Here is a 25,517-nt window from a genome sequence, read left to right as displayed (position 1 = left end):
ACGTCGATGCAATGCCCGCATCGACGATCCCGCACCGCTGAGACTGCGCCGCGCTTCGAGCGGTGGCCGAAGCAACTGTGGTACGGGGCGGTCCGGTTTCCACAGCACCCAGACCGTCCCGTTCCTTCCCGAGCTATAACTTCCGGGCGGCGGAGGAAGGCGAACCCCATCATGCCCAAATCCAGCGCCCCATTCCACCCCCACCTGCGCACTTGCCCCAACCAAGTGGCACTGCTGACGCCCGTGGCACAAGACCCGTGGACATAACTGCGGCGTCCCCCGAGCGCTGCTTCGGCTTCAAGGCCGACGGTGGCTTCTACCTCAGCATCCCGAAGTCCGGCTCGTCCGGAACAGTGGGTCTGGGACCCGGTCGTCGCGGCCAACGTTCGGCAACACCGGGGCGCGCGAGTGGGCCAACGCAGAAAGAAGGCCTCGGCCGAACATTCAGACAAGCGCGCGAAGGCACTTCAATCGAACGATCAAGCAACCCTCAAACGGCAGCACGAGGCGGCTGCTCTGGCAAGCGAAGCGAAGCCAGTGGCCGCAAAGCGGCCATTGGGGCCGCGGGTGAGAATCCCCGCCCCGAGCGAGCGAAGCGAGCGGGAAGAACTCCGCCGACGCAACAGCGAACCAGGCGCAGCCTGGTGAGCAGGGTGCGCCGATCGTCGGTGGAAGCGAGGGGACTCGAACCCCTAACGGGTTTGCGCTGTTGAAGATCGCCCGAATCGGGCAGATCATGCTGCTGAGCTGGGCAAGCGTTGCCATCGATTGCCGTCGTTTGACAGCGCTCGCCATGCTCTGGCTTACCGGATCCTTACCGGCTGATCTTGATGGGCGGTTTACAAGTCCCCGCCAACAGGGCTGCGGCTCGTCGTGGGGCAGCCGTCCGTGGGACCCTGGTGAGAGCATGCGTGTGGAGGTGAGTCGCCGATGAGCGTGGACGTGCTGGAGCACCCGGGTCCGTGGAGCGAGGACGAGTACCTGGCGCTGGGCGAGACGCCGAACCGGGTCGAGTTGATCGATGGGAGCCTGCTGGTGAGTCCGGCGCCGGGGGTTCGACACCAGATCCTTTCCCGCCGCATCGCCAACGCCCTCGACGCCGGCGCCGCCGATGCCGGGCTGCTGGTCCTGGAGGCGGTCAACGTCCGCCTCCGAACCGGGCGGATCGTGATCCCGGATCTGGTGGTGTCGGACGTGGAGGACGGCTCGACGATCGACGCGGTGGATGTCGCGCTGGTCGGCGAGATCGTGTCGCCCAGCAACGCGGCGACGGACCGGCTCGTCAAGATGCAGCTGTACGCCGCCGATCGGATCGCCTGGTACCTGCTGATCGAACCGGAAGACCCGGCCGCGGTCACCCTGCGCCTGCTGCGCCTGGAGGGCGAGCACTACGTCGAACACGCGGTCGTCAGCGGCGGGGAGACCCTGGTCTCCGACGAGCCGTTCGCGATCCGTCTCGACACCGACGCACTGGCCGCTCGACGCACCGCACCCTGACCAGCCCCTTTAGCCCCTCCGTATACCCGTCGTCCACCCTCCGGGGAACAGGCCGGCGGCGGGGGCTGCCCTCGTGAGTACGGACCGTGACGGTTCGCGACCACGCTTGGCGGCCCCCGCCGCTGGCCTGTTGGCGTTGCCTGGACGACGGGGATCGCGGAGGGGCGCCCCCACCGGAACCCTGAGGCCCCCGGCTGGAGGCCCCGCCGGAGGCAAAGAGCGCAACCGGGAGTGGAGTTGGCAGAGAGGCGCCCCAGCGCCGAACGGTGTCCGCGGGAGCGACGGCATGCAGTCCGGCGGACCGTGGAACCAAGGCTGCTGGAGAGTCACGGCCTGGAGCCGACCGACGTTCTTGCAAGGACGCTATGCGCGGCCGGTGCGTGGGCTTCCCGCCGGCGGGTTTCCGGCGCTGGCGCGAAGCGCGGGCGCCGCTTGCACGCCGAGCTGGCCGGCCACGCGCTGGTTGCGCCGGAGGCGCCTTGATCTAGTACAGCTCAATTCGGCAACAACGGAGCCGTATCGCACGGCGGTCCAACACACAGCTGTCCTCGACGAACTGCGAGGCACTTCGTCGGCGTGCACGAGCGGGACTACGACGCAAGGTCGCGAAGCTGCGCATGACTATGCGGAATGGCTCATCCGTTGGGCCGGATTGCGCTAATGACACTGTTGCAATGAGTGATGTTTCGATATCCTTCAGTTACGGTTGCGGCCGACAGCATCGTGCGGTAGTTGAGCCAGGAGGCGATATTGGCGCCAAACGAGCCAATCGCTGGCTCGACTTTACGACAAGCGTCGCGCCCATCTGCACCGACGCGGCCAAAATGCCAGGTTGGATTGGAATCGACATCCGACCTTCTCCTTTAAGGACGCATTGCATGATGATCTGGTTCCTCAGAACTCAACTATCACTTGAACGTCCTAAACCGATCTACACTTCGTCGTTGGGCGATCCGATATGACCGCCGCATCAGTGCTGGTTATTTGCAGCTTTGTTATCGCACCCATCCTAAATTTTGTGTTAACCATGTCCGGCATGTTTCTTCTTCGCACGTGGTTCGCAAGTAACGTAACACTCCGGATGTGCACGAATACTAAGAATCCTCGGCGCATAAATCCGCTGAGCGCACTCGGCCGGCAGGCCACATTTGCGGCTAGGCAACGTTTAGCGCACTATTTGCCAAGACTGTTTCATTTTCCATCGCAGCCCATGCGCGTGACGATAGCAATGAGTAACCTTCGCCTCTACCTACCATCCATCGGCTGCGCTATCGCCGTCGGAGCGACCAGTTGGGCTGCCCCTAGCGGAATCCTGGTTGGAATTTTAGGAATGATTCCAGGAGCCTCGACGAATATGGCTGCGGTTATATTGCCGACCACAATATGTGGAGCAGCCGCTGGAATCATATTCCTATTCGGGGGAATGTCATTTTCTATCAAGCGTCCGGAGATCCGCACCTTGCTCAGCCACCGCAAGAGCATGGGCCAATCTTCGATAAGTCGCATTCCGATGGTGATATATACCTGCTATGTCGCCACATGTGTCTACATCGTCGCAGTAATATCTGCTTTATATCAGATCTTCGTGCTAATGCTGTGGAGTGACGCCACAACGGCGCCTGCGTCTATGAGTCCGACATGGAGTCGCGAAGTAGCAAACTGGATTTTGACAAGCATGGTGATTGTTGGACCGCTTATTTGTTTCGTAACGGGCAGCCTGGTGCTAAGAAGGTTGACCGCAGTTCGAGTGTTGTTGGACATCCTCACATATCAAGGCGAGGCAGGACATGCAAGTTCCTTGCCGCGCGTTTTTGGATCTTTGTTCCCAGTGATTGATCCCGTTGGCTCGCATCGGCGTTCGCTTGCCGCACTACGCGAACGACTTGAGAAGCACGCGCAAACATACGAATTACTTTTTTCTCGACTCGGATCCTCGGCCTTTATTTCGCTCGTTCTACGCGCTACTGTCAGTGAGATTAGAACGGCGGCGAAGTCGCGGCTGGCAATTGATGGTGAGTCGCTACAAAAATTAGCCGACAAGCTAAGGCGACTCGTTGTAGTGCTCATCGATCCGGGAGCAACTAAGTCTGCTATAGAGTTAGCGCAGGAGCTAGGCGTCTATACGGATGCAGGTTTACCTAACGAGAACTTCGTCGTACGTCCTTCGAGCCGCTTGGTCGCGTTCAGTGGGCGCTTCGCTGCAACTCTTGACCATGTTGAGCGACCGATAAAGCTGGTCAAGCTGGTCGGAACCGTCGCGAGTATTGCGCTGGCACTGTTTGTATTTACAAGGCACTGGGATCTAAGTGTCTTGGCCGGTATCAAGTAATCCCAGACACTGCCCGATGGCTGTATGCAGTTTATTCCTTAGTCGAGCCTTCAGATTGCTCTTCGGCAGGGCCGTGGTCGGTTTCCATACTTCGTGTCTAGGCGCGTTGGCCAGCGACACGCAGGGATGCCTTCTAGAGAATCCGGCTAGTGTAGCCTGCCCGTACAAGTCGCTCGTATGCCGTAGAAACATCGGCCGGAACTTCCTGGGGAATTGCAAAACCTCGTTCGGCGTAGACCTCAACGCGCTGGGTATCGCCAACCAGCATACTAATGACTTTACTGTGGTCGCCGATGCTGCGCACATAGGAGTCGAGGTCTAGAGGATTCGACGCACAGATGACGTCGACTTGTGGCCAAAGTTTCTTGGCCGTGGCGTAGGCGCGACGTTGCTGATACGGGCGGGACATCACGATCGCCGAGCGGATCGCTACTCCTTGCCCGTCGAGGAGTGTGAGGGTCAGCTCGAAGTTCTGCTGCGTGTTGGTTGCCCTGGGTTCGATGAGAACCGCATCGGCTGGCACCCCGTGTCCGACCGCGTATTCGGCGTAGTGGACGGCTTCGCCACGAGGAAAGCGCTCGATCGTGGTGGGTGCGTTGGCGCCGGTGAAGACCAGGAGCGGGTAGAAGCCGCGGTGGTAGAGGTCGGTCGCGATAATGGCCACGCCTAGGTCGTGGCTGCCGAGGCCGATCCCGACGTCGCACGGACGGAGTTCATGGTGCATGTTGTGGTACTCCCACAACGTCTCGACGTCCGCGCGGTGCTCTTCCGGGATGGTGGTCGCTGCGGTGCTCTCGTCGGCATGCGTCACGCCCACACGATAAACAGCGCGGGCGTGACGCGCTCAGTCCATGACGTCGAGGCGGCGGGCCAGGTCGACCAGGGCAGTTGACGGCTTGTGCTTCTGCGCCCGGATCCACGTGAGCACCAACTGACGGCTGAGCACGTGGTAGCGCACCTGCTCCGGTGCCATCTTCTCCGCGTCCAGCAGGGTCGCCAACGCGTCGTCGGTGCGGTTCCATGCGCTGTAGGCCCGGGCGACCTCAAGCGCGTGCCGTACCCGGCGCTCCATCGGCAGGCCGGCAGTGTCGACACGCGGACCGAGATCCACCGCGACTTGCACGTCACCGAGCTCGGCCGCGGTGGCGACTCGGTGGATGTCGACGTTGGTCGGGCCGAACGCGGTCCATAGGTGGTTGGCATCCTGCCCGAGTCGGGTGGCGGCTTCATCGGCGTGCTGGATGAAGGTCCGGGTGGTGATGGCGTCGCTGGCCCGCGCAGCCGCGATAGAGCCGGCAAGGAAGAGCGTTCCGTAGACGGACAGCAGTTCTGGCGTCGCCTTGCTCAGGTGCGGCTCCAGGTAGTTTGCCGCGTCGTTGGTGAGCTGGACTGCCTCCCGATACCGCCCGGTCGCCTGCAACGCATGGGCCACTGTCCGCAAGAGCGTGCCGGTCACGACGACGTCTCCGGCAGCGCGGGCTGCGGTCAGACCACGGTCGGCCGCGATCCATGCGAGGTCCGCTTCGCCGATCTTCGTCAGCTGCGTGGCCGCGAGCTGGTTCGCCAATCCAAGGATGCGTCGGGCGGCGTCCAGGTGGTCACCGGTGAAGGTGTCGACGGCCGCCTCGGCGTGGGCGATAAGGCTCGGCAGGCGGCCGGTGACGTAGCCGAACCGGGATGCCTGGTACGCCTCCCACAACGTCGCCAGCTCTTGTTCAAGCACAGCCACGGGCGGCGGCTCAGCGCCAGCAGCGGTGGCGCCGAACGGGGTGACGTTGCGGTAGTTCATCAGCGCGGCGCGCAGAGCCGGCACAGTCCGTGTGCCACTCTCGCTGGTCCACTCGACCAGGGATGGCTCCGCGACCAGGTCGCCGAGGGCGATGTCCAGCGCGTCGGCGAGGGACTTGATGACGGACAGGCGGTCGAGCTCGATCCGGTTGTTCTCCGCCTTGCTCAGCCAGTCGACCGTGCGGCCGACGAGGCCGGCCAAAATCTCCTGCGACATGCCGCGCCGGCGGCGGTACCACGCCACGCGCTCGCCGATGGTCAAGTTGCTCGTCATCCCTCGCATGTCGTAAGCGTCGCACCGCCCTCCGTGTTGACCCCGGAACAATTTTCCGGGGTGAACGCCTCCTTTGGGTAGACGCTTCATCTATGTTTCGGGCGTCTCGAATGCGGATCGAGCGGTTGACGTGCGTGGATGGTGGGCCGTGAGCCGCCGGAAGGCATCGGTGTGCCAATCCTGCGAGGGCCGGGGCTGGAAGCTCGTCAGCCGGATCGGGCGCCTACGCGACGACGAGTCGAACGCCAGCTACTCGGTTCGTGTGTGCACCGATTGCCGGCCGAGACGGCCTGACCAATGAAGGAGGTATCGCGGATGCATGTGCTGCGGGCGCCGCAGGCTGACGTCGACCTCGATGTCGGCACGTTGCGGATCTGGGAGGCAGCGGACGACAACAACGATCCGGTGCTCGTCCTGAGGGATCTGGAGTCCACGGTGGTCATCGAGTTCGGCGGCGATGGCGGTTGGGACGAGGCGATTCGTTCCGCAGAGCGGCTCGGCGATGCGGCGCTGAGCTACGCCTCGACGTTGCGTGAGGCGATGGCTCAGGCCAAACAAGGCAACGACAACGCCTGACAGGGCGGCCCCTTGATGTCGGTAGCACCAAGGGACCGCGACTCATCTTCCCATTCCGCGCCGACTGGCCGCGGAGGCAGTACGTGAGGGGTCGCGTAGGTATGGCCAAACAGGAACAACGGAATGATGCAGAGCTTCAGCTTGAGGTAGCACTTGCGCTGCTGCCGCTGATCGGCCGTTCGGTGACGGTGATCGTCGATGGTGTCGATCATCTTCGTCAGCAGGGCCCTCGCATCGAGGAGCCTGCGGATCGCCGCGCGTTGGTGCAGGAGGTTGCGCGCTGCTGGTCGGCGCTCCGGCCGAGTGAGCGCAAGCGGTACTCGTGGGACTGGGCGACGGGCGTCGCCAAGTTCACCGTGGACTACGTCGAACAGGTCGAGCTGTCGGACCCGGACGGGGCGGACTGGCAGGCGGAGGGCTACGACGTGGCGATCGAGGCTGTGTGGCGTCGCCACGTCGAGCAGATCCGGCGGCGTGATGAAGCCGGGTGAGCGGTCGAGCGGATCAGCCGGACGGCCGAATCGACAGGTGCCTACCCCTACTTATAAGCTCTTGACAAGCTATGTTGTTGTCTCCGTGGAGGGCGGTCTCGATGCCGATCGAGTATGTGCCGCCCAAGTACGTCCAGATCGTCAACGCGTTGCAGACCCGCATCAGCGACGGGACGTACGCACCCGGCATGATGCTGCCCAGCGAGACCGTGCTCATGGGCGAGTTCGACGTGTCCCGGCCGGTGGTCGTGCGGGCGTTGGAGATCCTGCGGCAGGACGGCTGGATCGACTCGCAGCAGGGCAAAGGCCGCTTCGCACGGGGCAAGCCACCGGGGGTCCGGACGATGCCGACGCATGCTGCGGCGCTCCTCGCGGACGACGTGGAGGGGCAGGTGCGCGTGCTTGACGTCGCCGAAGTCCCCGCCCCGCCGCGTATCGCTGCGGAACTCGGGCTCGCCGAGGGCTCGCTAGTGGTGGCCCGCCGCCACCTGATGAGCATCGAGGGTGTCGGCCCGATCGAGCTGCGCACGACGTACATCCCGGTGGACGTGGCGGCGGGAACCAGCCTTGCGTTGCCGGAGCCGCTCCTGCGTGGGCTGAAGGAGTACCTGCACGCTCGCAAGGGCATGCACTTCGGCCACGCACGGGAACGGATCTCGACCCGGCCGGCCACGCCCGAAGAACTGGAGCTGCTGGGTCTCGATGAGGGCGGCTGGGTGCTGACCATGCTGCTGCGAATCGCGACCGTGGATGACGTGCCCGCCTTTGTTATCGACATCGCGGTGCCGCCGGGCCGGCTGGAGTTCGAGGACTCGTTCCCGGTTACCTAGCCGTCGCTTCGACCTTGCTCAATCTCGCCGATTTAACGGATTGAGCAAGGTCATCCACTTAACAAGTTGAGTCACCGAGCTACTCTCAAATAACAACTTAGCAAGTCAACTGAACATCCGGTTGAGTCGAGCAAGTCGAGCAGGAGGAACAACGCTGTGGCACTGAAGGGTGGAACGCGCTTCTCCGTACGGTTCGAGGACGTCTTCCCGGCTGGTTGCATGCTGGTGCCGGACTCGATCGTCGAGGCGCAGGACTACAACGAAGCAACGCGGACCCGCACACCTGCGGTGGACAAGCTGACCGGGCAGCGGGTGTGGTCGGTGCGGGTCTCGGACATGGACCCCGATCTGGCGGGCCGGGCCCGTGAGGTCGTCGTGAAGATCACCGCTCCGGTGCAGCCGGTGCCGGAGTCGTCGGCGCCGTTCGCGCCGGTGGAGTTCGAGGGCATGACCGTGACGCCGTACGTCGGGCAGACGGGTCGGCTGACGTACTCGCTGAGGGCGACGGGCTTCCGTACTACGCCGGCGCCGGGCAGGACCGGCAAATGAGCGCGGTCATCGTCTCGGTGAACGTCCACGTCGACGCTCACACACCGCTGCGGCTGTGCCGGGCGTCGAACGATGGCCGGCTGTACCTGGAGGTCGGCGACACCAGCACGAACGTGGCGCTGTTCCTCGACAGTTCAGCGCTGGCACGGGTCTTCGCGGTGCTGAACCGGGCGGACGACGTCCTGTCCGGGTCGATGTTCCAGGCGGCGGCCTGAACAACAGAGGTACGGGGCGGTCCAGCTTCCTACGGCATCAGACCGCCCCGTTCCTTCCCTCGTAATCGCTTGGGGCGACAAAGGAAGGCGGGCTTCATCATGCCCAAATCCCGCTCCCCATTCCAGCCTGGCCTGCGCACTTGCTCCAACCAAGTGGCACTGCTGATGCCCGTCGCGCGAGACGCGTCCGGGCGCTTCACCCGCTGGTTCACCGGCATGCCGTTCTCGTTCGTTGCGTTCCGCCGCGATGCCCGCGGCCGCTTCGCAGCGCTCGCGGCCGCCGGCTGAACCCGGGTTCCCTGGGGAGGGTCGAAGGTGAAGAACAACGCTCCACTCGTCAACTTCCGACGTCTATCGGTGCCACTGCCGTGGTGGGTGGTGATTTGGGTCGTCGGGCCGTACCTCGCTTGGAAGACGGCCGTGGCCCTGGTGCGGCTGATCCCGGTCATCCGACGCAACTGGGTCTCGCTGAGCGTCACCCTTGGCGGGGTTTGGCTCTGGTACCGCTACAGCTGGCTTGCCCTGGTCTTGGTCCTCATCGCCGTGGCCGGCGCGGGCTGGCTGTGGCGGTGGCGCTGGCAGACGTCGTGCGAACGGCTGCTGGTGTTGCCGCTGCTGGCCTGGTGGCGGCGGATCAGCCTCTACCAGCTGCACTGGCGTGAAGCCATGACGCTGTGCAAGCTCGCCGAGCGCTTCGACGACACACGGATCATGCCGAAGCTGCTGAAGGTCCGATGCACCCCGGCGGCGGACGAAGTGCTGCTGCGGATGCCTCGGGGCCAGAACCCGGATCTGTACCACCAGGCGTCGGCGAACATGGCGTACTCGTTCAACGCTCGCGAGTGCCGTGTCTACACCGGGCGCCGTTCCGCCCCGCTGGCCAGAGTCGGCCGTTCGGCTCCGCTGCTGCGAGCCTTGGATCGGCTGAGGTTCCGGGACCGTCCGCGGCTGGTCTGGCTGGTCTTCTCGCGCCGCGATCCGTTGCGGGGCACCGTTCCGGCGTTCCCGGTGCCCGACGAACCCGACTTCGACCGACTCCAGCTTGGGCTCGGCGAGGACCTGCGCACGTTCGTGCTGCGGCTGCTCGCCACGCACATCCTGGTCGTCGGTGCGACCCGGTCCGGGAAGGGATCGGTGTTGTGGTCGCTGGTCCGGGCGATCGCGGCCGGCATCCCACCGGGATTGGTCCAGCTCTGGGGCATCGATCCGAAAGGCGGGGTGGAGCTGTCGCTCGGCCGGGAGCTGTTCACCCGGTACGCGTTCACCGACCCCGCCGCCATGGTCGAGCTGCTGGACGAGCTCGTCGCGAAGATGCGCGAGCGGCAGGCCCGTATGCAAGGCCACATCCGGTTCCACACGCCGACTGTCGATGAGCCGTTGTACGTGCTGGTCGTTGACGAGCTGCTCGCGCTGGTCGCCTTGTTGCAGGACGTGGACCTGCGGACCCGGGCGCGGTCAGCGCTGGCGATGCTGCTCACCCAGGGCGCCGGGCTCGGGTTCCTGGTCGTGGCGTTCACCCAGGACCCGCGCAAGGAAGTCGTGGAGCTGCGGGACTTCTTCCCAACCCGGATCGCACTGCGGGTCAACGAACGCAACCACGTCGACCTCGTCCTCGGCGACGGCTCCCGCGCCAAAGGCGCACTCGCTGACCAGCTCTCCGCCGACCCGAGCATGCGCGGCATCGGCTACGTGGTCTTGGATGACCGGCCGGAACCGCTGCGGGTGCGGTTCGCATACGTCACCGACCCAGAGATTCGAGACATGGCGATCGAGTACGCCGCCCCGAAGGTGCCCGCACCGCGCTCGGTCTCAACGGCGGTCAAGCCGCGGGTGAAGCCTGCGTCGCATCGCTATCAGCCGGGTCCGCTGCTGCCTGACAGCCTGACTGACCTGCTCGGCGGGGAGCCGGCGGCATGAGGCGTTTCTACCGGCTCCGCGCACCCGACCGCGAACGCGGCACCTCCCCGGTGACGGTGCGGGTGACCGAGGGCGAAGACCTCTACGTCGCGGTCGGCCCAGGTCGCAGGCGCATGTACCTGACCCCGGACGAGGCATGGGCGCTGTGGCGCTGCCTCTCCGAAGCCGTCGCCTCCACCGGCACCCCACCCGACTGGATCCGCGTCCCCATCACCCCCAAATCTCGCTGAATCGCCACAGGAGGCCCCCCATGGGACAACGCCACCCCCGGCGACGCAACCGCCGACCCGGCTGCATCGACAGCGTCCACGTCAACCCCGACCTGCCCTGCCCCTACTGCACAGCGTTCAACGCCGACCACGACGACATCCTCAGCACAGCACACCGCCGACACACCAACTGCACCGCCGAAGACCGCGACGGGTTCGGGTGGAACTGATGACCGGACGCACCTGGGCCTACATCGGCACCGTCCTCGGCGGCACGGCATCCCTCGCCGCGAACGTCGCCCACTGCTACGTCCCACCCATCGGTGCCCCGCTGGGCTGGCGTCCCGAGACCGGCGCCGTCGTCGCCGCGATGTTCTGGCCCATTGCCCTGTTCGTCGCTGTGGAGATCCTGATCCGGACCCAGTGGCCGGCGGGCGCATGGTGGCGGCTGGCTCGATACGGCGGACTGCTCATCGTCGCGCTCGTCGCGGCGGTCGTGTCCTACCGGCACCTATCCGGCCTCATCCGCCACTACGGCGAAGACGGACTCACCTCAGTGTTCGGCCCAGCCGCCGTCGACGGGCTCATGGTCATGGCCGCCGCCGCGCTACTCGCCTCCAGCACACCCAGCCGGACCACACCCCCACCGGAGCCTGAGCCTGTTGTCGAGCCGAAACCATTGCCGCTCAAGGCAATCAACGGCGCCATCCCATCAGGAATCGTGCGATGACCGGCGAACTCCAGCCCGTTGACCACTACCTCACCGGCCCCGCCGACCAACTCGCCAACGTGCTCCGCTCGGCGAGCGCGCGAGGGCATCTCGTCCGCTACGGACGTCCACAGCCACTCGGCGGAGATCGATACGCCATCGACGTGACGCTGCTCCAGCCCGTTCAGGAACGACAGGGCCGGCGCCGCGCTGCTCAGGTCGCCGTGATTCTCGCTGGTCTGACCGGAATGGGCATCGTCGGGTGGATGATCTGGCTGCTCGTCGCCTGGGTGACCGCGCACTGGGTGGCTATCGCCCTGGTCCTCTTCGTCGCCGGCGCCATCGCCAGCCAGCGGGACGGCCGGGGTCGCCGATGACCATCACCGCGCTACCGGGACTCGAACCGGACGAGCAGCCCCGGCCGGGCTCCCGAGCTGCCCGCCGGCTCATCCCCCTCGCTGCCGACGTCGTCAAGGACATGGCGGCCGAGTACGGCGTCTGCCTGCGACCGATCGGGCTGCGCCGCACCGACCTGGAAACCGGCAAGACCGAGATCATCGACGTGCCGTGCGGCGCGACCCGGGACGACAAGTGCAAGCCCTGCGCGGAACGGGCTCGTCGGCTCCGCAAGGTCCAGATCCGCGAGGGCTGGCACCGTGTCGATGAACCCGTACCCGGCCCGGTACCGGCAACGGAACAACAGCGATCGCTGATCAGCCTCCGCGCGCACCTCGAACACGGCCGCGATCAAGCCGTACGCGAGTCGCAGTGGGATCAGGTCGCCGAAGTCGACGAAGCCATCCGTGAGGTTGAGGAAGCAATCACGGCCGAAGGTCTGCGGGGCAGCGTTGCCCCGCCGCACGACAAGCCGGCGGGGCCGAAGCGGCAACGGTCCACCAAACGCCGCCAGGACGCACCCGCGCTGCCTCGGCAGAAAGTCGATCCGCGCACCATCGGCCGGGTCTACACGGCTCCGGACGGCACCGAGTACCGGCCGTCGATGTGGCTCACGGTCACGCTGGACTCGTACGGCCCCGTACGGTCCGACGGCTCACCCGTCGATCCGGGGACCTACGACTACCGGCGGGCGGCCTGGGACGCGATCGCCTTCCCGCGGCTGCTCGACCGGTTCTGGCAGAACCTGCGCCGCTGCGTCGGCTGGAACGTCCAATACGCCGGATGCGTTGAGCCGCAACGCCGCCTCGCTCCGCACGCCCACTTCGCCATCCGCGGCACCATCTCCCGCGCGGTCCTCAAGGAAGTCGCAGCGGCCACCTATCACCAGGTGTGGTGGCCGAAGACCGACGCACCAACCTCCCGACCTGTCTGGGACGGCGAGAGCTGGTGCGACAGCGAGACTGGCCGGTCCCTCACCACCTGGGATGAGGCGCTGGAAACGATCGAGGATGAGCCGGCGCACGTCATTCGGTTCGGGACCCAGCTGCGCGCTGAAGGCGTCAACGCCAGCGACAGCAACGCTGAGCGAGCCATCGGCTACATCACGAAGTACATCACCAAGTCAGCGGCCGATTGCCACGCCGTGACCACGGACCGGCAGCGGGACCACCTCGAGCGGTTCTGGCGGGAGCTGCGGATAACCCCGTGCTCGGACCGGTGCGCGAACTGGCTCCTCTACGGCATCCAGCCCAAGAACGCCCACGCCCGGCTCCGGCCCGGCAACTGCAAGGGCCGTGTCCACCAGCGCTCCACGCTCGGTATCGGCGGGCGGCGCATCCTCGTCTCCCGGGACTGGTCCGGGAAGACCCTCGCCGATCACCGGTACGACGCCAAAGCCTGGGTCCGCGCGCTCCTCGGCGTCGAAGCAGTGCCCGAATCCGAGGCAACCGCTCCGGTCGCCTGGGAACTCGCCCGGCCGAACGATCCCGACCTGATGCCGATGCGACACCGCCTGCTGAAGGCCTTGGCGCAACGCATCCATTGGCGCAACGCATTGAACGCCGCGCGAGATCGTGCCGCACAGTACGAAGCCGCGACGGAACAGCCAGTCGATCACGGGGAGAAAGGGTGAGGGTGGAGCCGTACATGTCCATCGACGAAGTGGCCGAACTGCTGCGCGTGCCCAAGGGAACGCTCTACCAGTGGCGGTCACACCGGAAAGGACCCAAAGCGCGGAAGGTTGGCCGGCACCTGCGATATGACCGGGCGGACGTGCAGGCCTGGTTCCGCAACGAAGAGGCAGCCTGACATGCCGGTCTATGACTTGTGGTTCTCACCGAAGCCGGGGCCGAACAAGGAGCGGGTGAAGACGGCTCGGTACGGGCGCGGTAAGCGGTGGCGGTGTGTCTACCTCGATGCGGACGGTGAGGAGCGCACCAAAGCGTTCGAACGCAAGATCGACGCGGAGGAGTGGGAACGCAACGCAATCAAAGGCGAGCTGCCCGAGACACCAAGGCGCCTAATCCGTTCGGCAACTGGTCTGACGTTCGGGGACTATGCGGAGCGGTGGCGGCTCGCCCGCGAAATGGGCTGGGAGATCGAGACGCGCGAGCGAGTGATCTCGAATCTCAAGGTTCACCTGCTGCCGACGTTCGGAGCCGAACCAGTCAAGAGCATCACCGAGACGAGCGTGCTTGAGTGGCTGACCGCCATGCGCCGGACCATCGAGTCGAAGGCCTCGATCAAGCTGTACTTCGAGCTGCTCGACGCCATTTGCGCGGCGATGGTCCGGGACAAGGTTCTTGAGGACAACCCGTGCGAGGGCATCAAGCTGGCCAAGACGCTCGGCGGCATGACCCCGGCACCGAAATGGGTGCCCACCGCCGACGAGGTGTGGCGCATGTTGGACGCGATGCCCCCGAGATTCCGAGCGGCCGGCTGGCTCGGGGCCGGCGAAGGACTGCGCTTCGGTGAGGCGCTGGGAATGGAGGACGGCCCGCGGTGCGCCGACCCGGCAGAGGGCCAACTCCATGTCGTTCAGCAACTGCGCTACTCGCCGAAAGAGCACGGCGGCTTCTACCTGACGCGGCCGAAGGCCGGCTCGTCCGGGACCGTCGACCTCGACGCCCTGGTCGCGGAGCACCTCGCGGCGCACAAAGCGGAGTTCGAGCCGGTAGAGATCGACCTACCCGACCTCACGTCCGGCGAGCAGAAGTGGCGGACAGTGCCGCTACTGTTCACTTCCCGACACAGCAACCCGATCACTGATCGGATCTGGTCGCGGGAGTGGGGCAAGTGGCGGGAGAAGGCTGGCTGGCCGAACACGGAGCACGCAGGCTTCCACGCGCTGCGGCACTTCTTCGCCACCGTGCTCATCACCAACGGGGCAGAGCCGCAGGAGGTCCAGCGGGCGCTCCGGCACAAGTCGCTGACCCTAACGCTGGAGACCTACGTCGGCTGGTGGCCGAAGCGGATCAAGACGCAAGGCATCTTCGGCGAGGCCCTGAGAGCGGCGCGCGAGAGAACCTAAGACTTACCCGCGGCTTACCGGCCGATCTTGGCGAACCCAAAAGAGCAGGTCAGACGCCGTGAATGGTGGAAGCGAGGGGACTCGAACCCCTAACCCCCGCCTTGCAAAGGCGGTGCTCTGCCAGTTGAGCTACGCCCCCGCTGGGGTGGGCTTCAGACTAGCGCAGGTCCGGGGCCGTCGTCGCCTCGTGCCACAGGGCGCGCTCTTCGTTGGCGGCCTTGACGCGCTTCGCGACGTAGGCGGCGGCTCCGACAACGGCGACCACCAGGAGCACCTTTTTCAACATGTGGGGCTAGCTGGAATCGAACCAGCGACCTCAGAGTTATCAGCTCTGCGCTCTAACCGACTGAGCTATAGCCCCAGCACAACACCCTCGGGGTTCGATCCCCGTAGCGGTGCGAACAGAAGGTTACCGTACCCCCCACGCCCGCCTCAAACCGGTTCCCCCCTGGCGCGGCGAACCGGCGCCAGGGGGCGCGAAACTCAGTCTTTCTCGGCCAGCGTGAGCTCGATGCCGCCGACCAGGTCGGCGCACACGTTGTAGATGAACGAGCCCAGCGTGGCCAGGGCGGTGAAGAGGACCACGTTGACCACGCCCAGGAGGGCGGCGCCGCCGATGACGCCCTTCGCGGTGATGCGGAAGGTGTCGGAGCCGGAGCCGCCGGTGGAGCTGACCAGGTCGGCCAGGAGCTTGTTGATGCTCTTGAAGACGTCCATCGCGTCCAAGGCCAGGTAGAGGACCGAGGTGGCGACGATCAGGACTACGAACAGGACGAAGCTCACGGCGAACGCGAACTTCATCACCGACCACGGGTCGATCCGCTTGAGGTGCAGGCGGGCGCGGCGGGGGCCGCGGCCGACGGCGGAGCTGACTGTTTTGCGGGCCGCGCGGACGGCCTCCGTGACCCGGGCCGAGCCGCTGACCGCGGGGGTCGGCGTGTTGATGGCCTGGGTCGCGGCGGCGGCCGGGGTGCGGACGGCGGCGCGGGCGATGGCCGAGACGCTGGCCGTGCCCGTGGCGGTGCTGCCCAGGCCGGAGCCGGCGCCGGGGCCGCTGGTCGGGATCGACGACAGCGGAGGAGCGGCCGGCGACTGGATCGGCACCGTCAGCGAGTCGGGCGGAGGCAGCATGCCCGGGGCCCGCTGGAACTTCGGCGTGCCCCCGGACGTGGTCTCGAACGGGGAGGACGAGCTGGCTCCGTTGGACGAGCCAGGCTCTCCACCGGCGGCAGGCGCCCCCGAGTCAGATCCCGTCATGGCAGCCTCTCCGGCCCTCTTGGCCTCTTCGGTTGCCGAGGCGGTCCCCGACTTCGCCTGTGTGTCTGTCATCAACTAGTCCTGTTCGTCGGGCTCATCGGCGTTGCGGGCGATCGCGACGATGGTCACACCCTCAGGAAGGTCCATGAGCTTGACCCCCATTGTGTTCCGATCTCTCGTACGCCGTACAGGCTTCACTGGAGTCCGGATCACGCCACCGTTGGAGGTGATGGCGAACAACTCGTCATCCGGGTCGATCACCACCGCGCCGACGAGACCACCGCGCCGCGACGTGATTTTAGCGGTCAGGACGCCCTTGCCGCCGCGCCCTTGCACCGGATACTCCTCGATGGGCGTGCGCTTGGCAAAACCACCGTCGGTGGCCACCAGAACGTCCAGATCCATGCCCTCGCGTACAACTTCCATGGCCAGCAGTTCGTCACCGTCGGTGAACCGCATGCCGATGACGCCCGAGGTCGCGCGGCCCATGGGGCGCAGCGCGTCGTCGTTGGCGGTGAACCGGATGGCCTGGGCCTGCTTGCTGACCAGGAGGAGGTCGTCCTCCGGGCCGAGCAGGGCGGCGCCGACCAGTTCGTCGTTCTCGCGCAGGTTGATGCCGATGACGCCGCCCGAGCGGTTGGAGTCGAACTCCTCCAGCTTGGTCTTCTTGACGAGCCCGTCCTTGGTCGCCAGGACGAGATACGGCGCCACCTGGTAGTTCGGAATCTCGATCACCTGCGCGATGTGTTCTTCGGGCTGGAAGGCGAGCAGGTTGGCGACGTGCTGCCCCTTCGCCGACCGCTGAGCCTCGGGCAGTTCATAGGCCTTTGCCCGATAAACCCGACCTTTATTCGTGAAGAACAGCATCCAGTCGTGCGTCGAGCACACGAAGAAGTGGCTGACGATGTCGTCCTGCCGCAGGGTCGCGCCGGAGACGCCCTTGCCACCGCGCTTCTGGGAGCGGTAGAGGTCGACCTTGGTGCGCTTGGCGTACCCCGTCCGCGTGATCGTCACCACAACGTCCTCGCGGGCGATGAGGTCCTCCATGGAGACCTCGCCGTCGAACGGGATGACCTGGGTGCGGCGGTCGTCGCCGCGGCGAGCGACGATCTCGGCAAGTTCGTCCGAAATGATCTGACGCACTCGCTCGGGCTTGGCCAGGATGTCCTTGTAGTCCGCGATCTCGATCTCGATCTTCGCCAGCTCGTCGAAGATGCGCTGGCGCTCCAACGCGGCGAGCCGGCGCAGCTGCATGTCGAGGATCGCGGTGGCCTGGATGTCGTCGATGTCCAGGAGGTTCATCAGGCCGTTCTTGGACTCCTCGGCGCTCGGCGACCGCCGGATGAGGGCGATGACCTCGTCGAGCATGTCGAGGGCCTTGACCAGGCCGCGCAGGATGTGCGCGCGCTCCTCGGCCTTGCGCAGCCGGTAGCGGGTGCGCCGCTCGATGACGTCGACCTGGTGAGCCACGTAGTGCCGCACGAACTGCGCGAGGTTGAGCGTGCGGGGCACGCCGTCGACCAGCGCCAGCATGTTGGCGCCGAACGTCTCCTGCAGCTGCGTGTGCTTGTAGAGGTTGTTGAGCACCACCTTGGCCACGGCGTCGCGCTTGAGCACGATCACCAGGCGCATGCCGGTGCGGCCGGAGGACTCCTCGCGGATGTCGGCGATGCCGGCGAGCTTGCCCTCCTTCACCAGGTCGGCGATCCGCTCGGCCAGGTTGTCGGGGTTGACCGCGTATGGCAGCTCGGTGACCACGAGAATGGTCCGGCCCCGGGCGTCCTCCTCGACTTCGACCACGGCGCGCATGCGGATGGAGCCGCGGCCCGTGCGGTAGGCGTCGATGATGCCGGCGGTACCCACGATGAGGCCCTTGGTGGGGAAGTCCGGGCCCTTCACGATGCCGATCAGCTCGTCGAGGGTCTCGGCCTCGTCGGCCTCGGGGTGGTCGAGGCACCACTGGACGGCCGCGGCGATCTCCCGCAGGTTGTGCGGCGGGATGTTGGTCGCCATGCCGACCGCGATGCCGGTGCTGCCGTTGACCAGCAGGTTGGGGATGCGCGACGGCAGGATCGTGGGCTCCTGGGCCCGGCCGTCGTAGTTGGGGACGAAGTCGACGGTCTCCTCGTCGATGTCCCGCAGCATCTCCATGGCCAGCGGGTCGAGGCGGGCCTCGGTGTATCGCATGGCCGCGGCCGGGTCGTTGCCCGGCGAGCCGAAGTTGCCGTTGCCGTCGATCAGCGGGTAGCGCAGCGACCAGCTCTGCGCCATGCGCACGAGGGCGTCGTAGATGGAGGCGTCGCCGTGCGGGTGGTAGTTGCCCATCACGTCACCCACGACGCGGGCGCACTTCACGTAGCCGCGGTCGGGGCGGTATCCGCCGTCGAACATCGCGTAGAGGATCTTGCGGTGCACGGGCTTGAGGCCGTCACGCACGTCGGGCAGCGCTCGCCCGACGATCACGCTCATCGCGTAATCGAGGTAGGAACGCTGCATCTCGACTTCGATGCCGACCGGCTCGATACGGCTGGCGACCGCAGACCCACCCTCGGCCGGAGTCACTTCCGGGTTCTCAGGGGTGGAAGTCGGTTCCGTCACGCTTGATATTCCTTTTCTTCTCTAGCCGGCATCAGATGTCGAGGAACCGGACGTCCTTGGCGTTCCGCTGAATGAACGAGCGGCGAGCCTCTACGTCTTCGCCCATGAGGACGCTGAAGAGCTCGTCCGCGGTTGCAGCGTCGTCCAAGGTCACTTGGCGGAGCATCCGGGTCTCCGGGTTCATCGTGGTCTCCCAGAGCTCCGGGTAGTTCATCTCCCCGAGGCCCTTGAAGCGCTGGATGTCGTCCGGCTTGGCATTGGGCTTGGTGCGTTGCCGCAGCTCGATGAGGCCGTCGCGCTCGCGGTCGGTGTACGCGTACTGCGCGTCGTCGCCCTTCTTGTTCCACTTGATCTTGTATAGCGGGGGCGCCGCGAGATACACGTGCCCGAGCTCGATCAGGGGGCGCATGAACCGGAAGACCAGCGTCAGCAGCAGGGTCTGGATGTGCTGGCCGTCGACGTCGGCGTCGGCCATCAGGATCAGCTTGTGGTACCGCAGCTTCTCGATGTCGAACTCATCGTGGATGCCGGTGCCGAGGGCGGTGATCAGCGCCTGCACCTCGTTGTTCTTCAGCACCCGGTCGATGCGCGCCTTCTCGACGTTGAGGATCTTGCCGCGGATCGGCAGGATCGCCTGGACCCGCGGGTCGCGGCCCTGCTTGGCCGAGCCGCCGGCGGAGTCACCCTCGACGATGAACACCTCGCACAGGCGCGGGTCGTTGGACTGGCAGTCGGCCAGCTTGCCCGGCATCGAGCCGGACTCGAGCAGCGACTTGCGCCGGGCCAGCTTGCGGGCCTGCGAGGCGGCGATGCGGGCCCGGGCGGCCTGCGAAGCCTTGGTGATGATGGTCTTGACCTCGGCCGGGTTGCGGTCGAACCAGTCGACCAGCCACTCGTTGCACACCTTCTGCACGAAGCTGCGGGCCTCGGTGTTGCCGAGCTTGGTCTTGGTCTGACCCTCGAACTGCGGGTTGGCCAGCTTGACCGAGATGATCGCGGCCAGACCCTCGCGGATGTCCTCACCGGTGAGCTTCTCGTCGCCCTTGAGGAACTTCTTGTCCGCACCGTACTTGTTCACGACCGACGTCAGCGCCGAGCGGAAGCCCTCTTCGTGCGTGCCGCCCTCATGCGTGTTGATCGTGTTGGCGAACGTGTAGACGCTCTCGCCGTACGACTCATTCCATTGCATGGCGATCTCGACCGCGATGCCCTCGCCCTCGGCGCCGAACTCCACGACGGTGCGGTGGATCGGCGTCTTGGTGGCGTTGAGGTGCCGCACGAAGTCCGCGATGCCGCCCTCGTAGCAGAAGACGACCTCCCGCTTCTCCTCCGGCGTGTCGGGGCGCTCGTCGCGCAGCTCGATCCGCAGGCCGCGGTTGAGGAACGCGTACTCCTGAATGCGCCGGTAGAGCGTCTCGTAGACGAACACGGTCGTCTCGAAGATCGTCGGGTCGGGCCAGAAGGTGACGCTGGTCCCGGTCTGGTCGGTCTCCTCGCCCTTCTGCAGCGGATCGGGCTTGGAGTTGTTGTACGTCTGGGTCCAGACGTACCCGTCCTTCCAGATCTTCAGGTCGATGCGCGTGGAGAGCGCGTTGACGACCGAGATCCCGACGCCGTGCAGACCACCGGAGACCGCGTAGGCCTGGCCGTCGAACTTGCCGCCGGCGTGCAGGACGGTCAGGACGACCTCGACGGTGGGCCGCTTCTCCTTGGGGTGCATGTCGACCGGGATGCCGCGGCCGTTGTCCACGACCCGCACGCCGCCGTCGGCGAGGAGGGTCACCTCGATCGTGTCGCAGAAGCCGGCCAGCGCCTCGTCGACCGCGTTGTCCACAACCTCCCACACCAGGTGGTGCAGGCCGCGCTCGCCGGTGGAGCCGATATACATGCCGGGGCGCTTGCGGACCGCCTCCAGCCCCTCGAGGACGGTGATCGAAGAGGAGTCGTAGGACTGTTCGGGCTTGTTTGCTGCCACCCTCGGTCGCTTTCTCGCACTGGCCGGCCACGCTGCTGGGCGTCCCGGGTCTCGTGCGGAGTCGGTGCGGGCGCGTCCGGGGCGGAAAAGGCACAGTGGCCTCCGCTGCGACACACACGCGGGATGTGATCGACTGTTCTCTAGCCGGTCCAATCCTACTGTGTCCGTGCGACATTTTCGCGCCGGGATGGCGTCTGTAATCGTCGTAGGGGCCCGAACGGTGCGGGTCGAAGGTCCCCCCATGCGGAAGGGGGGCTTCAGCCTGGTGGCGGGCGGCACAGGCAGTACCGGAGAAGGATTGGGCTTTTGGAGCTTCCGGGGGTCGCGCAAGGGGCCGTTCGTGCCGTATGTTCCCCGCCGCGGGGGCGGGCGAGTAGCAGTTATTGATGACAAGGGGGTGCGCGATGGGGCTGGACAACGTCGCCGTGCAGTGGCCGCGCACCGGCCGGTTCTACGACCCGGTCGCGCCGGCCGAGTTCGTCGACTTCGCCGAGCTCGCGGAGAAGCTGCCGCTGCACGCCGGGCCGGCATCGGCCCTGGCTGACCACGTTGCCAAGACGGGGACCGTGCGCGTCACGGGATACACCGAGCTCGTCGACCTCCTCTTCGGACTCAACGGCGTGCTCTTCGCCACAGATGCGGCCGCGGAGGACGAGGATCCGGTCATCAGCCCGGACGACTGCGCCTGGATCGCCGGCGGGCTGGAGCGGTTCGTCATCGGCCACACCGAATACGGCGACGAGATCACGTTCGAGACCGTGAGCGCGGTGCTGCGCAAGGCCCTCGAGGGCTCGCGCCTGGCCGAGCAGCAGCTGCGGTGGCTGCAGAGCCGGCTCGACGCGCTGCGGGACGACGCCGGCAACGCGCCGCAGTGGTCATACTCGATCGCCGAGCTAGACGTGCTGGCGAAGTTCTACCGCCGGTGCGCCAACCGCGGTTTCGCCGTCTACGCCGACTTCTAGGGCTTTCGAAAAAGCCCCAGAAGCTCAACGACAGGGCCTCAGCCGTACGTATCGCGCGGTCCCCGACCGCGGACGCGCAGCGGCCCGTTGCTCCACGACGGCCGGTTGGGCCCCTGGATGTGCAGCTTCTTGACCACGTTGTGACCGACCTCACGCGCGATCCCGGCCAGCAGTTTGGCCGCCAGCATCTTCAGCTGGGTCGCCCACGCGGTCGACTCGGCCTCGATGGTCAGCTCACCGTCCTCGAGCTTGACCGGCCGGCTGTGCGCCGCGATATCCCCGCCGACGACCGTGGCCCACTCGCCGAAGATCTTCGCTTCGCGGGTCGGCTGGGTCCAGCCGCGCTGCTTGACCAGGCGCTCCAGAACCGAGCCGAAGAGCTGGGGATCCCGGGGGTCCGGGCCCGGTCCGGTGTACCCCGCGCGGCGACGCGACTGCGAGTCGATCACCGATTTGCGACGCGGCTGCGCCCGGTGCTTGGTCAGCGCCGCCTCGACCGCCGCCCGCGCCAGCTCCACACCCGATTTATCCGGTATTTCAGACACGTCGGACCTCCCCACCGCCGACCATAAACCGAAGACCGCGCAACGTCGACGGAACATCATCCTCCACCGCGCAGGTCACGATTACCTGACTGGCCCCGCCGACCAGCTCGGCGAGTCGCTCCCGGCGGCCGGCGTCGAGCTCGGCGAACACGTCGTCGAGGACGAGCACCGGCTCCACGCCGTCATCGCGAAGCAGGTCGTAGGCGGCCAGCCGCAGCGCGAGCGCGTAGGACCACGACTCGCCGTGGCTGGCGTACCCCTTCGCCGGCAGCTCGCCGAGGGTCAGCGTGAGCTCGTCGCGGTGCGGGCCGACCAGCGTCACGCCCCGCTCGATCTCCTGGCTCCGCGACTCCGCCAGGGCGCTGAGGAGCGCCTCTTCAAGATTTTCGGTTTGGGGGTACGTCGAGCTATAGGCGATCCGCGCGTCCGACCGGCTCGCGCTGACCGCGGCGTAGGCCTTGGCCACGTGCGGCGCGAGCGCGTCGACGAGGTCGAGCCGGGCCCGCACCAGCCGGGCCCCGTGCTCGGCCAGGTGGACGTCCCACACGTTGAGGGTCGAGAGGTCGCCGCCGCGGCTGCCACCGGTCTTGCGGGCCAGGTAGGCGCTGCGGAGCAGGGCGTTGCGCTGCTTGAGAACCCGGTCGTAGTCGCTGCGGACGCCGGCGAAGCGGGGCTGGCGGGCCACGAGGAGCTCATCGAGGTACCGCCGCCGCTCTGAAGGGTCTCCGCGGATCAGCGAAAGATCTTCCGGCGCGAAGAGCACCAGCCGCAGGGCGCCGAGAATGTCGCGCGTCCTGGTGACGGCGGAGCGGCCCAGGCGCGCCTTGTTGGCCCGGCCCGGCTCGATCGAGAGCTCGATGAGCAGCTCACGCTCGTCGTGGACGACGGCACAGCGGACGACGGCGCGGGCGGTGCCGAAGCGGACCAGCGGCGCGTCCGTGGCGACCCGGTGCGACTCGAGGGTCGCCACGTAGGCCAGGGCCTCGACGAGGTTGGTCTTGCCGACCCCGTTGGGCCCGACGAGGACGCACGGTCCGGGGCCGAGCTCGACGACGACACGCTCGTAGCTGCGGAAGTCGACGAGCTCCAGGCCCCGGACGTACAAATTCAGTCCTTCTTGACCGCGTGACCGCCGAACTGGTTGCGCAGCGCGGCCACCGCCTTCATCGCCGGAGAGTCGTCCTGGCGCGAAGCAAAACGAGCAAAGAGCGAAGCCGCAATGACATTCATCGGTACTGCCAGTCGGATCGCTTCCTCAACCGTCCAACGGCCCTCACCCGTGTCGTCGGCGTAGCCCTTGATGCCGGCGAGCTGAGGGTCCTCATCCAGAGCGCGGTCGAGCAGGTCGAGCAGCCACGACTGCACGACGGAGCCGGCCCGCCAGCTCTTGATGACCTCGGGGATGTTGTCGACGTACTCCGACGCCTCGAGCAGCTCGTAGCCCTCGGCGAAGGCGTGCATCATGCCGTACTCGATACCGTTGTGGACCATCTTCGCGTAGTGCCCGGCACCGGGGCCGCCGGCGTGCGCGAACCCGAACTCGCCGGCCGGCTTGAGCGCGTCGAAGATCGGCTGGCAGTGCTCGACGTGCTGCTTCTCGCCGCCGACCATCAGCGCGTAGCCGTTGGTCCGGCCCCAGATGCCGCCGGAGACGCCGACGTCGAGGTAGCCGATGCCCTTGGTGCCGAGCCGCTCGGCCCGCGGCCGGTCGTTGCTGAACCGCGAGTTGCCGCCGTCGATGACGATGTCGCCGGACGCCAGCAGGCCCGAAAGCTCGTCGATGGTGGGCTCGGTGAACTGCACCGGGACCATGATCCAGACCACGCGCGGCGCGGCGAGCTTCTCGACCAGTTCGTTGAGGGACGCCACGTCGGTGACGTCGGGGTGGTGGTCGAAGCCGATGACCTCGTGCCCGGCGGCCCGCAGCCGCTCGCGCATGTTGAAGCCCATCCGGCCCAGGCCGATGAGACCGAGCTGCATTTGCGGTGCCTCCGAATCAGCTGCCGATGCGAACCGGCATGATCAGATACGTATAGCCAGGAGTGACCTCTCCATCATCCGACGCCGGGCGCATGACCGCAGGCTTCTTCGGATCAGTGAACTGCAGCGCGGCAATGGGCGCGTCCAGTGCTTTGAGGCCGTCCAGCAGATACTGGTGATTGAAGGCGATCGTCATCGGCTCGCCTTCGTACTGGCAGTCCATGGCCTCGCTGGCCTTCGCGTCCTCGCTGCCGCTGGCCTCGACCACGAGCCCGTCGGCGCTGAAGGACAGCCGCACCGGGGTCTGCCGCTCGGCGACCAGGCCGACGCGCCGGACGACCTCGTTGAGCGCCGAGACCGGGACCCGGGCCTGGGCGTTGTGGTTGTCCGGCAGGAGCGCCCGGACCTTCGGGAAGTCGCCTTCGAGCAGCCGCGAGGTGGTGCGCCGGGTGCCGCCCGCGAAACCGATCATGCCCTCGCCGAGCTTGCCCCGCGACAGCGCGACCGCGACCGAGCCGCCCAGCGGGCCGAGGGTCTTCGCGGTGTCGTCGAGCGTGCGGGCCGGCACCAGGGCGGCGATGCTGATGTCCGGCTCGTCCGGGTGCCACAGCAGCTCGCGCACGGCGAGCCGGTAGCGGTCGGTGGCCAGCAGCGTCAGCGTGTTGCCCTCGAGCTCCATCCGCACACCGGTCAGCATCGGCAGCGTGTCGTCGCGGCCGGCGGCGATCGCGACCTGCGACACGGCCCCGGCGAAGACGGCGGCCTCGACCGTGCCGGCCGACTCCGGCATCTCCGGCAGGCTCGGGTAGTCCTCGACCGGCATCGTCGGCAGCGTGAACCGGGCACTACCGCAGGTGATCTCCACGTGGGAGCCGACCGCGGCGACGTCCACCGGCTTGTTGGGCAGCGACTTGGTGATCTCGGCGAGCAGCCGGCCGGAGACCAGCGTCGCGCCGTCGGCGTCGGCCTGGACCTCGACGGTGACCTGGCTCGACACCTCGTAGTCGAAGCCGGACACCTGCAGGCGGCCGTCGGCGACCCGCAGCAGGACGCCGGCGAGCACTGGCACCGAGGGGCGGCTGGGCAGGCTCTTGGCCGTCCAGGCGACGGCATCGGCGAGCGCGTCGCGCTCGACTCGGAACTTCATCGCGGTCCTCCCGCATTCTCTTCGGTACTTCATGTTCGCCGGTGGATGCACACCAGGTCTCGCGGCCGCCGGGTTTTCGCCCCGGGGCGTACGGCTGGCGGCGGTGGCTGTGGTCGGTTGCGCGAAGGTTCGTCGTCTGGGAGCGGTGGCTTGCATCGGGTGACGTGGTGACCCCGTCAGGCTCGCTCATCGAACCTTAGGGCCTCCGGGCGGCGGTCGTACACCGGCCCCGCCGAATCCGG

Annotated in this window: 27 protein-coding genes and 2 tRNA genes; 17 read left to right on the top strand and 12 right to left on the bottom strand. The window is 66.7% G+C overall.

The window, feature by feature from the left end; genetic code table 11:
- Nucleotides 1–930: 930 nt before the first annotated feature.
- Nucleotides 931–1,497, top strand: a complete 567-nt coding sequence (locus ACIA8L_RS41085; RefSeq protein WP_395913221.1) for a Uma2 family endonuclease — start codon at nucleotides 931–933, stop codon at nucleotides 1,495–1,497.
- 1,210 nt (nucleotides 1,498–2,707) lie between these two features.
- Nucleotides 2,708–3,826, top strand: a complete 1,119-nt coding sequence (locus ACIA8L_RS41080) for a hypothetical protein (protein ID WP_395913220.1) — start codon at nucleotides 2,708–2,710, stop codon at nucleotides 3,824–3,826.
- Between the two features lie 133 nt (nucleotides 3,827–3,959).
- Here ACIA8L_RS41080 and ACIA8L_RS41075 read toward each other — a convergent pair whose 3' ends face one another.
- Together ACIA8L_RS41075 and ACIA8L_RS41070 are read right to left on the bottom strand one after the other, a co-directional pair.
- On the bottom strand, nucleotides 3,960–4,637 hold the full coding sequence (locus ACIA8L_RS41075) for a YdcF family protein (RefSeq protein WP_395913218.1): 678 nt from the start codon (nucleotides 4,635–4,637) through the stop codon (nucleotides 3,960–3,962).
- A gap of 33 nt (nucleotides 4,638–4,670) precedes the next feature.
- Nucleotides 4,671–5,888 (bottom strand): helix-turn-helix domain-containing protein, encoded by a 1,218-nt coding sequence (locus ACIA8L_RS41070; protein WP_395913216.1) that lies wholly within the window; start codon nucleotides 5,886–5,888, stop codon nucleotides 4,671–4,673.
- A 315-nt stretch (nucleotides 5,889–6,203) separates the two neighbouring features.
- Here ACIA8L_RS41070 and ACIA8L_RS41065 point away from each other — a divergent pair, with 315 nt between their 5' ends.
- From ACIA8L_RS41065 to ACIA8L_RS41000, 14 genes are all read left to right on the top strand, one after another.
- A complete protein-coding gene (locus ACIA8L_RS41065) occupies nucleotides 6,204–6,464 on the top strand; it encodes a hypothetical protein (RefSeq protein ID WP_395913214.1) in 261 nt (86 codons plus the stop codon).
- Between the two features lie 101 nt (nucleotides 6,465–6,565).
- On the top strand, nucleotides 6,566–6,955 hold the full coding sequence (locus ACIA8L_RS41060; protein WP_395913213.1) for a hypothetical protein: 390 nt from the start codon (nucleotides 6,566–6,568) through the stop codon (nucleotides 6,953–6,955).
- Nucleotides 6,956–7,056: 101 nt separating this feature from the next.
- Nucleotides 7,057–7,785, top strand: a complete 729-nt coding sequence (locus ACIA8L_RS41055) for a GntR family transcriptional regulator (RefSeq protein ID WP_395913211.1) — start codon at nucleotides 7,057–7,059, stop codon at nucleotides 7,783–7,785.
- Nucleotides 7,786–7,941: 156 nt separating this feature from the next.
- A complete protein-coding gene (locus ACIA8L_RS41050; RefSeq protein WP_395913209.1) occupies nucleotides 7,942–8,334 on the top strand; it encodes a transcriptional regulator in 393 nt (130 codons plus the stop codon).
- Nucleotides 8,331–8,549, top strand: coding sequence for a hypothetical protein (locus tag ACIA8L_RS41045; RefSeq protein WP_395913207.1), 219 nt, complete (start codon nucleotides 8,331–8,333; stop codon nucleotides 8,547–8,549). Before ACIA8L_RS41050 ends, ACIA8L_RS41045 begins: the two co-directional genes overlap by 4 nt.
- A gap of 153 nt (nucleotides 8,550–8,702) precedes the next feature.
- A complete protein-coding gene (locus ACIA8L_RS41040) occupies nucleotides 8,703–8,837 on the top strand; it encodes a hypothetical protein (RefSeq protein ID WP_395913206.1) in 135 nt (44 codons plus the stop codon).
- Between the two features lie 27 nt (nucleotides 8,838–8,864).
- A complete protein-coding gene (locus ACIA8L_RS41035; protein WP_395913204.1) occupies nucleotides 8,865–10,466 on the top strand; it encodes an FtsK/SpoIIIE domain-containing protein in 1,602 nt (533 codons plus the stop codon).
- Nucleotides 10,463–10,696, top strand: coding sequence for a spread protein (locus ACIA8L_RS41030; protein ID WP_395913202.1), 234 nt, complete (start codon nucleotides 10,463–10,465; stop codon nucleotides 10,694–10,696). Before ACIA8L_RS41035 ends, ACIA8L_RS41030 begins: the two co-directional genes overlap by 4 nt.
- Nucleotides 10,697–10,716: 20 nt before the next feature.
- On the top strand, nucleotides 10,717–10,905 hold the full coding sequence (locus tag ACIA8L_RS41025) for a hypothetical protein (RefSeq protein WP_395913201.1): 189 nt from the start codon (nucleotides 10,717–10,719) through the stop codon (nucleotides 10,903–10,905).
- Nucleotides 10,905–11,405: a DUF2637 domain-containing protein gene (locus ACIA8L_RS41020; RefSeq protein WP_395913200.1), complete on the top strand. Its 501-nt coding sequence runs from the start codon at nucleotides 10,905–10,907 to the stop codon at nucleotides 11,403–11,405. Before ACIA8L_RS41025 ends, ACIA8L_RS41020 begins: the two co-directional genes overlap by 1 nt.
- Nucleotides 11,402–11,761 carry a hypothetical protein gene (locus tag ACIA8L_RS41015; RefSeq protein WP_395913199.1) on the top strand — a complete coding sequence of 120 codons (360 nt, stop codon included), beginning with the start codon at nucleotides 11,402–11,404 and terminating at the stop codon, nucleotides 11,759–11,761. The genes ACIA8L_RS41020 and ACIA8L_RS41015 overlap by 4 nt, the downstream gene beginning before the upstream one ends.
- Nucleotides 11,758–13,413, top strand: coding sequence for a replication initiator (locus ACIA8L_RS41010; RefSeq protein ID WP_395913197.1), 1,656 nt, complete (start codon nucleotides 11,758–11,760; stop codon nucleotides 13,411–13,413). Before ACIA8L_RS41015 ends, ACIA8L_RS41010 begins: the two co-directional genes overlap by 4 nt.
- A 14-nt stretch (nucleotides 13,414–13,427) precedes the next feature.
- Entirely contained in the window at nucleotides 13,428–13,589 is a 162-nt protein-coding gene (locus tag ACIA8L_RS41005; RefSeq protein WP_395913195.1) for a helix-turn-helix transcriptional regulator, read from the top strand.
- Between the two features lies 1 nt (nucleotide 13,590).
- Nucleotides 13,591–14,811: a tyrosine-type recombinase/integrase gene (locus ACIA8L_RS41000; protein WP_395913193.1), complete on the top strand. Its 1,221-nt coding sequence runs from the start codon at nucleotides 13,591–13,593 to the stop codon at nucleotides 14,809–14,811.
- Nucleotides 14,812–14,874: 63 nt separating this feature from the next.
- Here the strand turns inward: ACIA8L_RS41000 and ACIA8L_RS40995 are convergent.
- The 6 genes from ACIA8L_RS40995 to gyrB form a co-directional block, all read right to left on the bottom strand.
- Nucleotides 14,875–14,950, bottom strand: a tRNA-Ala gene (locus ACIA8L_RS40995).
- Nucleotides 14,951–14,968: 18 nt separating this feature from the next.
- Nucleotides 14,969–15,097 carry a DLW-39 family protein gene (locus tag ACIA8L_RS40990; RefSeq protein ID WP_395913191.1) on the bottom strand — a complete coding sequence of 43 codons (129 nt, stop codon included), beginning with the start codon at nucleotides 15,095–15,097 and terminating at the stop codon, nucleotides 14,969–14,971.
- A 1-nt stretch (nucleotide 15,098) separates the two neighbouring features.
- Nucleotides 15,099–15,172: transfer RNA gene (locus tag ACIA8L_RS40985), tRNA-Ile, on the bottom strand.
- Nucleotides 15,173–15,294: 122 nt separating this feature from the next.
- Nucleotides 15,295–16,140 carry a DUF3566 domain-containing protein gene (locus ACIA8L_RS40980; protein WP_395913190.1) on the bottom strand — a complete coding sequence of 282 codons (846 nt, stop codon included), beginning with the start codon at nucleotides 16,138–16,140 and terminating at the stop codon, nucleotides 15,295–15,297.
- A 3-nt stretch (nucleotides 16,141–16,143) separates the two neighbouring features.
- A complete protein-coding gene (gene gyrA, locus ACIA8L_RS40975; protein WP_395913188.1) occupies nucleotides 16,144–18,666 on the bottom strand; it encodes a DNA gyrase subunit A in 2,523 nt (840 codons plus the stop codon).
- Nucleotides 18,667–18,697: 31 nt separating this feature from the next.
- On the bottom strand, nucleotides 18,698–20,641 hold the full coding sequence (gene gyrB / locus ACIA8L_RS40970; RefSeq protein ID WP_395913186.1) for a DNA topoisomerase (ATP-hydrolyzing) subunit B: 1,944 nt from the start codon (nucleotides 20,639–20,641) through the stop codon (nucleotides 18,698–18,700).
- 404 nt (nucleotides 20,642–21,045) lie between these two features.
- Between gyrB and ACIA8L_RS40965 the strand changes: the two genes are divergently transcribed.
- The gene (locus ACIA8L_RS40965; RefSeq protein ID WP_395913185.1) at nucleotides 21,046–21,603 is read left to right on the top strand and encodes a hypothetical protein; all 558 of its coding nucleotides are present in this window, start codon (nucleotides 21,046–21,048) and stop codon (nucleotides 21,601–21,603) included.
- Nucleotides 21,604–21,641: 38 nt separating this feature from the next.
- Here ACIA8L_RS40965 and ACIA8L_RS40960 read toward each other — a convergent pair whose 3' ends face one another.
- Genes ACIA8L_RS40960 through dnaN form a run of 4 tightly spaced genes read right to left on the bottom strand, consistent with a single transcriptional unit; the run spans nucleotide 21,642 to nucleotide 25,275 of the window.
- Complete coding sequence (locus ACIA8L_RS40960; protein ID WP_395913184.1) at nucleotides 21,642–22,208, bottom strand: DUF721 domain-containing protein; 567 nt, start codon at nucleotides 22,206–22,208, stop codon at nucleotides 21,642–21,644.
- Nucleotides 22,141–23,253, bottom strand: a complete 1,113-nt coding sequence (gene recF / locus ACIA8L_RS40955; protein ID WP_395913182.1) for a DNA replication/repair protein RecF — start codon at nucleotides 23,251–23,253, stop codon at nucleotides 22,141–22,143. The genes ACIA8L_RS40960 and recF overlap by 68 nt, the downstream gene beginning before the upstream one ends.
- Nucleotides 23,254–23,255: 2 nt before the next feature.
- A complete protein-coding gene (gene gnd / locus ACIA8L_RS40950; RefSeq protein ID WP_395913180.1) occupies nucleotides 23,256–24,128 on the bottom strand; it encodes a phosphogluconate dehydrogenase (NAD(+)-dependent, decarboxylating) in 873 nt (290 codons plus the stop codon).
- A 16-nt stretch (nucleotides 24,129–24,144) separates the two neighbouring features.
- Nucleotides 24,145–25,275, bottom strand: a complete 1,131-nt coding sequence (gene dnaN / locus ACIA8L_RS40945; protein ID WP_395913178.1) for a DNA polymerase III subunit beta — start codon at nucleotides 25,273–25,275, stop codon at nucleotides 24,145–24,147.
- Nucleotides 25,276–25,517: the final 242 nt, after the last annotated feature.

The organism is Dactylosporangium sp. NPDC051541 (assembly GCF_044454505.1).
GTDB lineage: Bacteria > Actinomycetota > Actinomycetes > Mycobacteriales > Micromonosporaceae > Dactylosporangium.
This window is presented reverse-complemented; position numbering and strand designations above follow the sequence as displayed.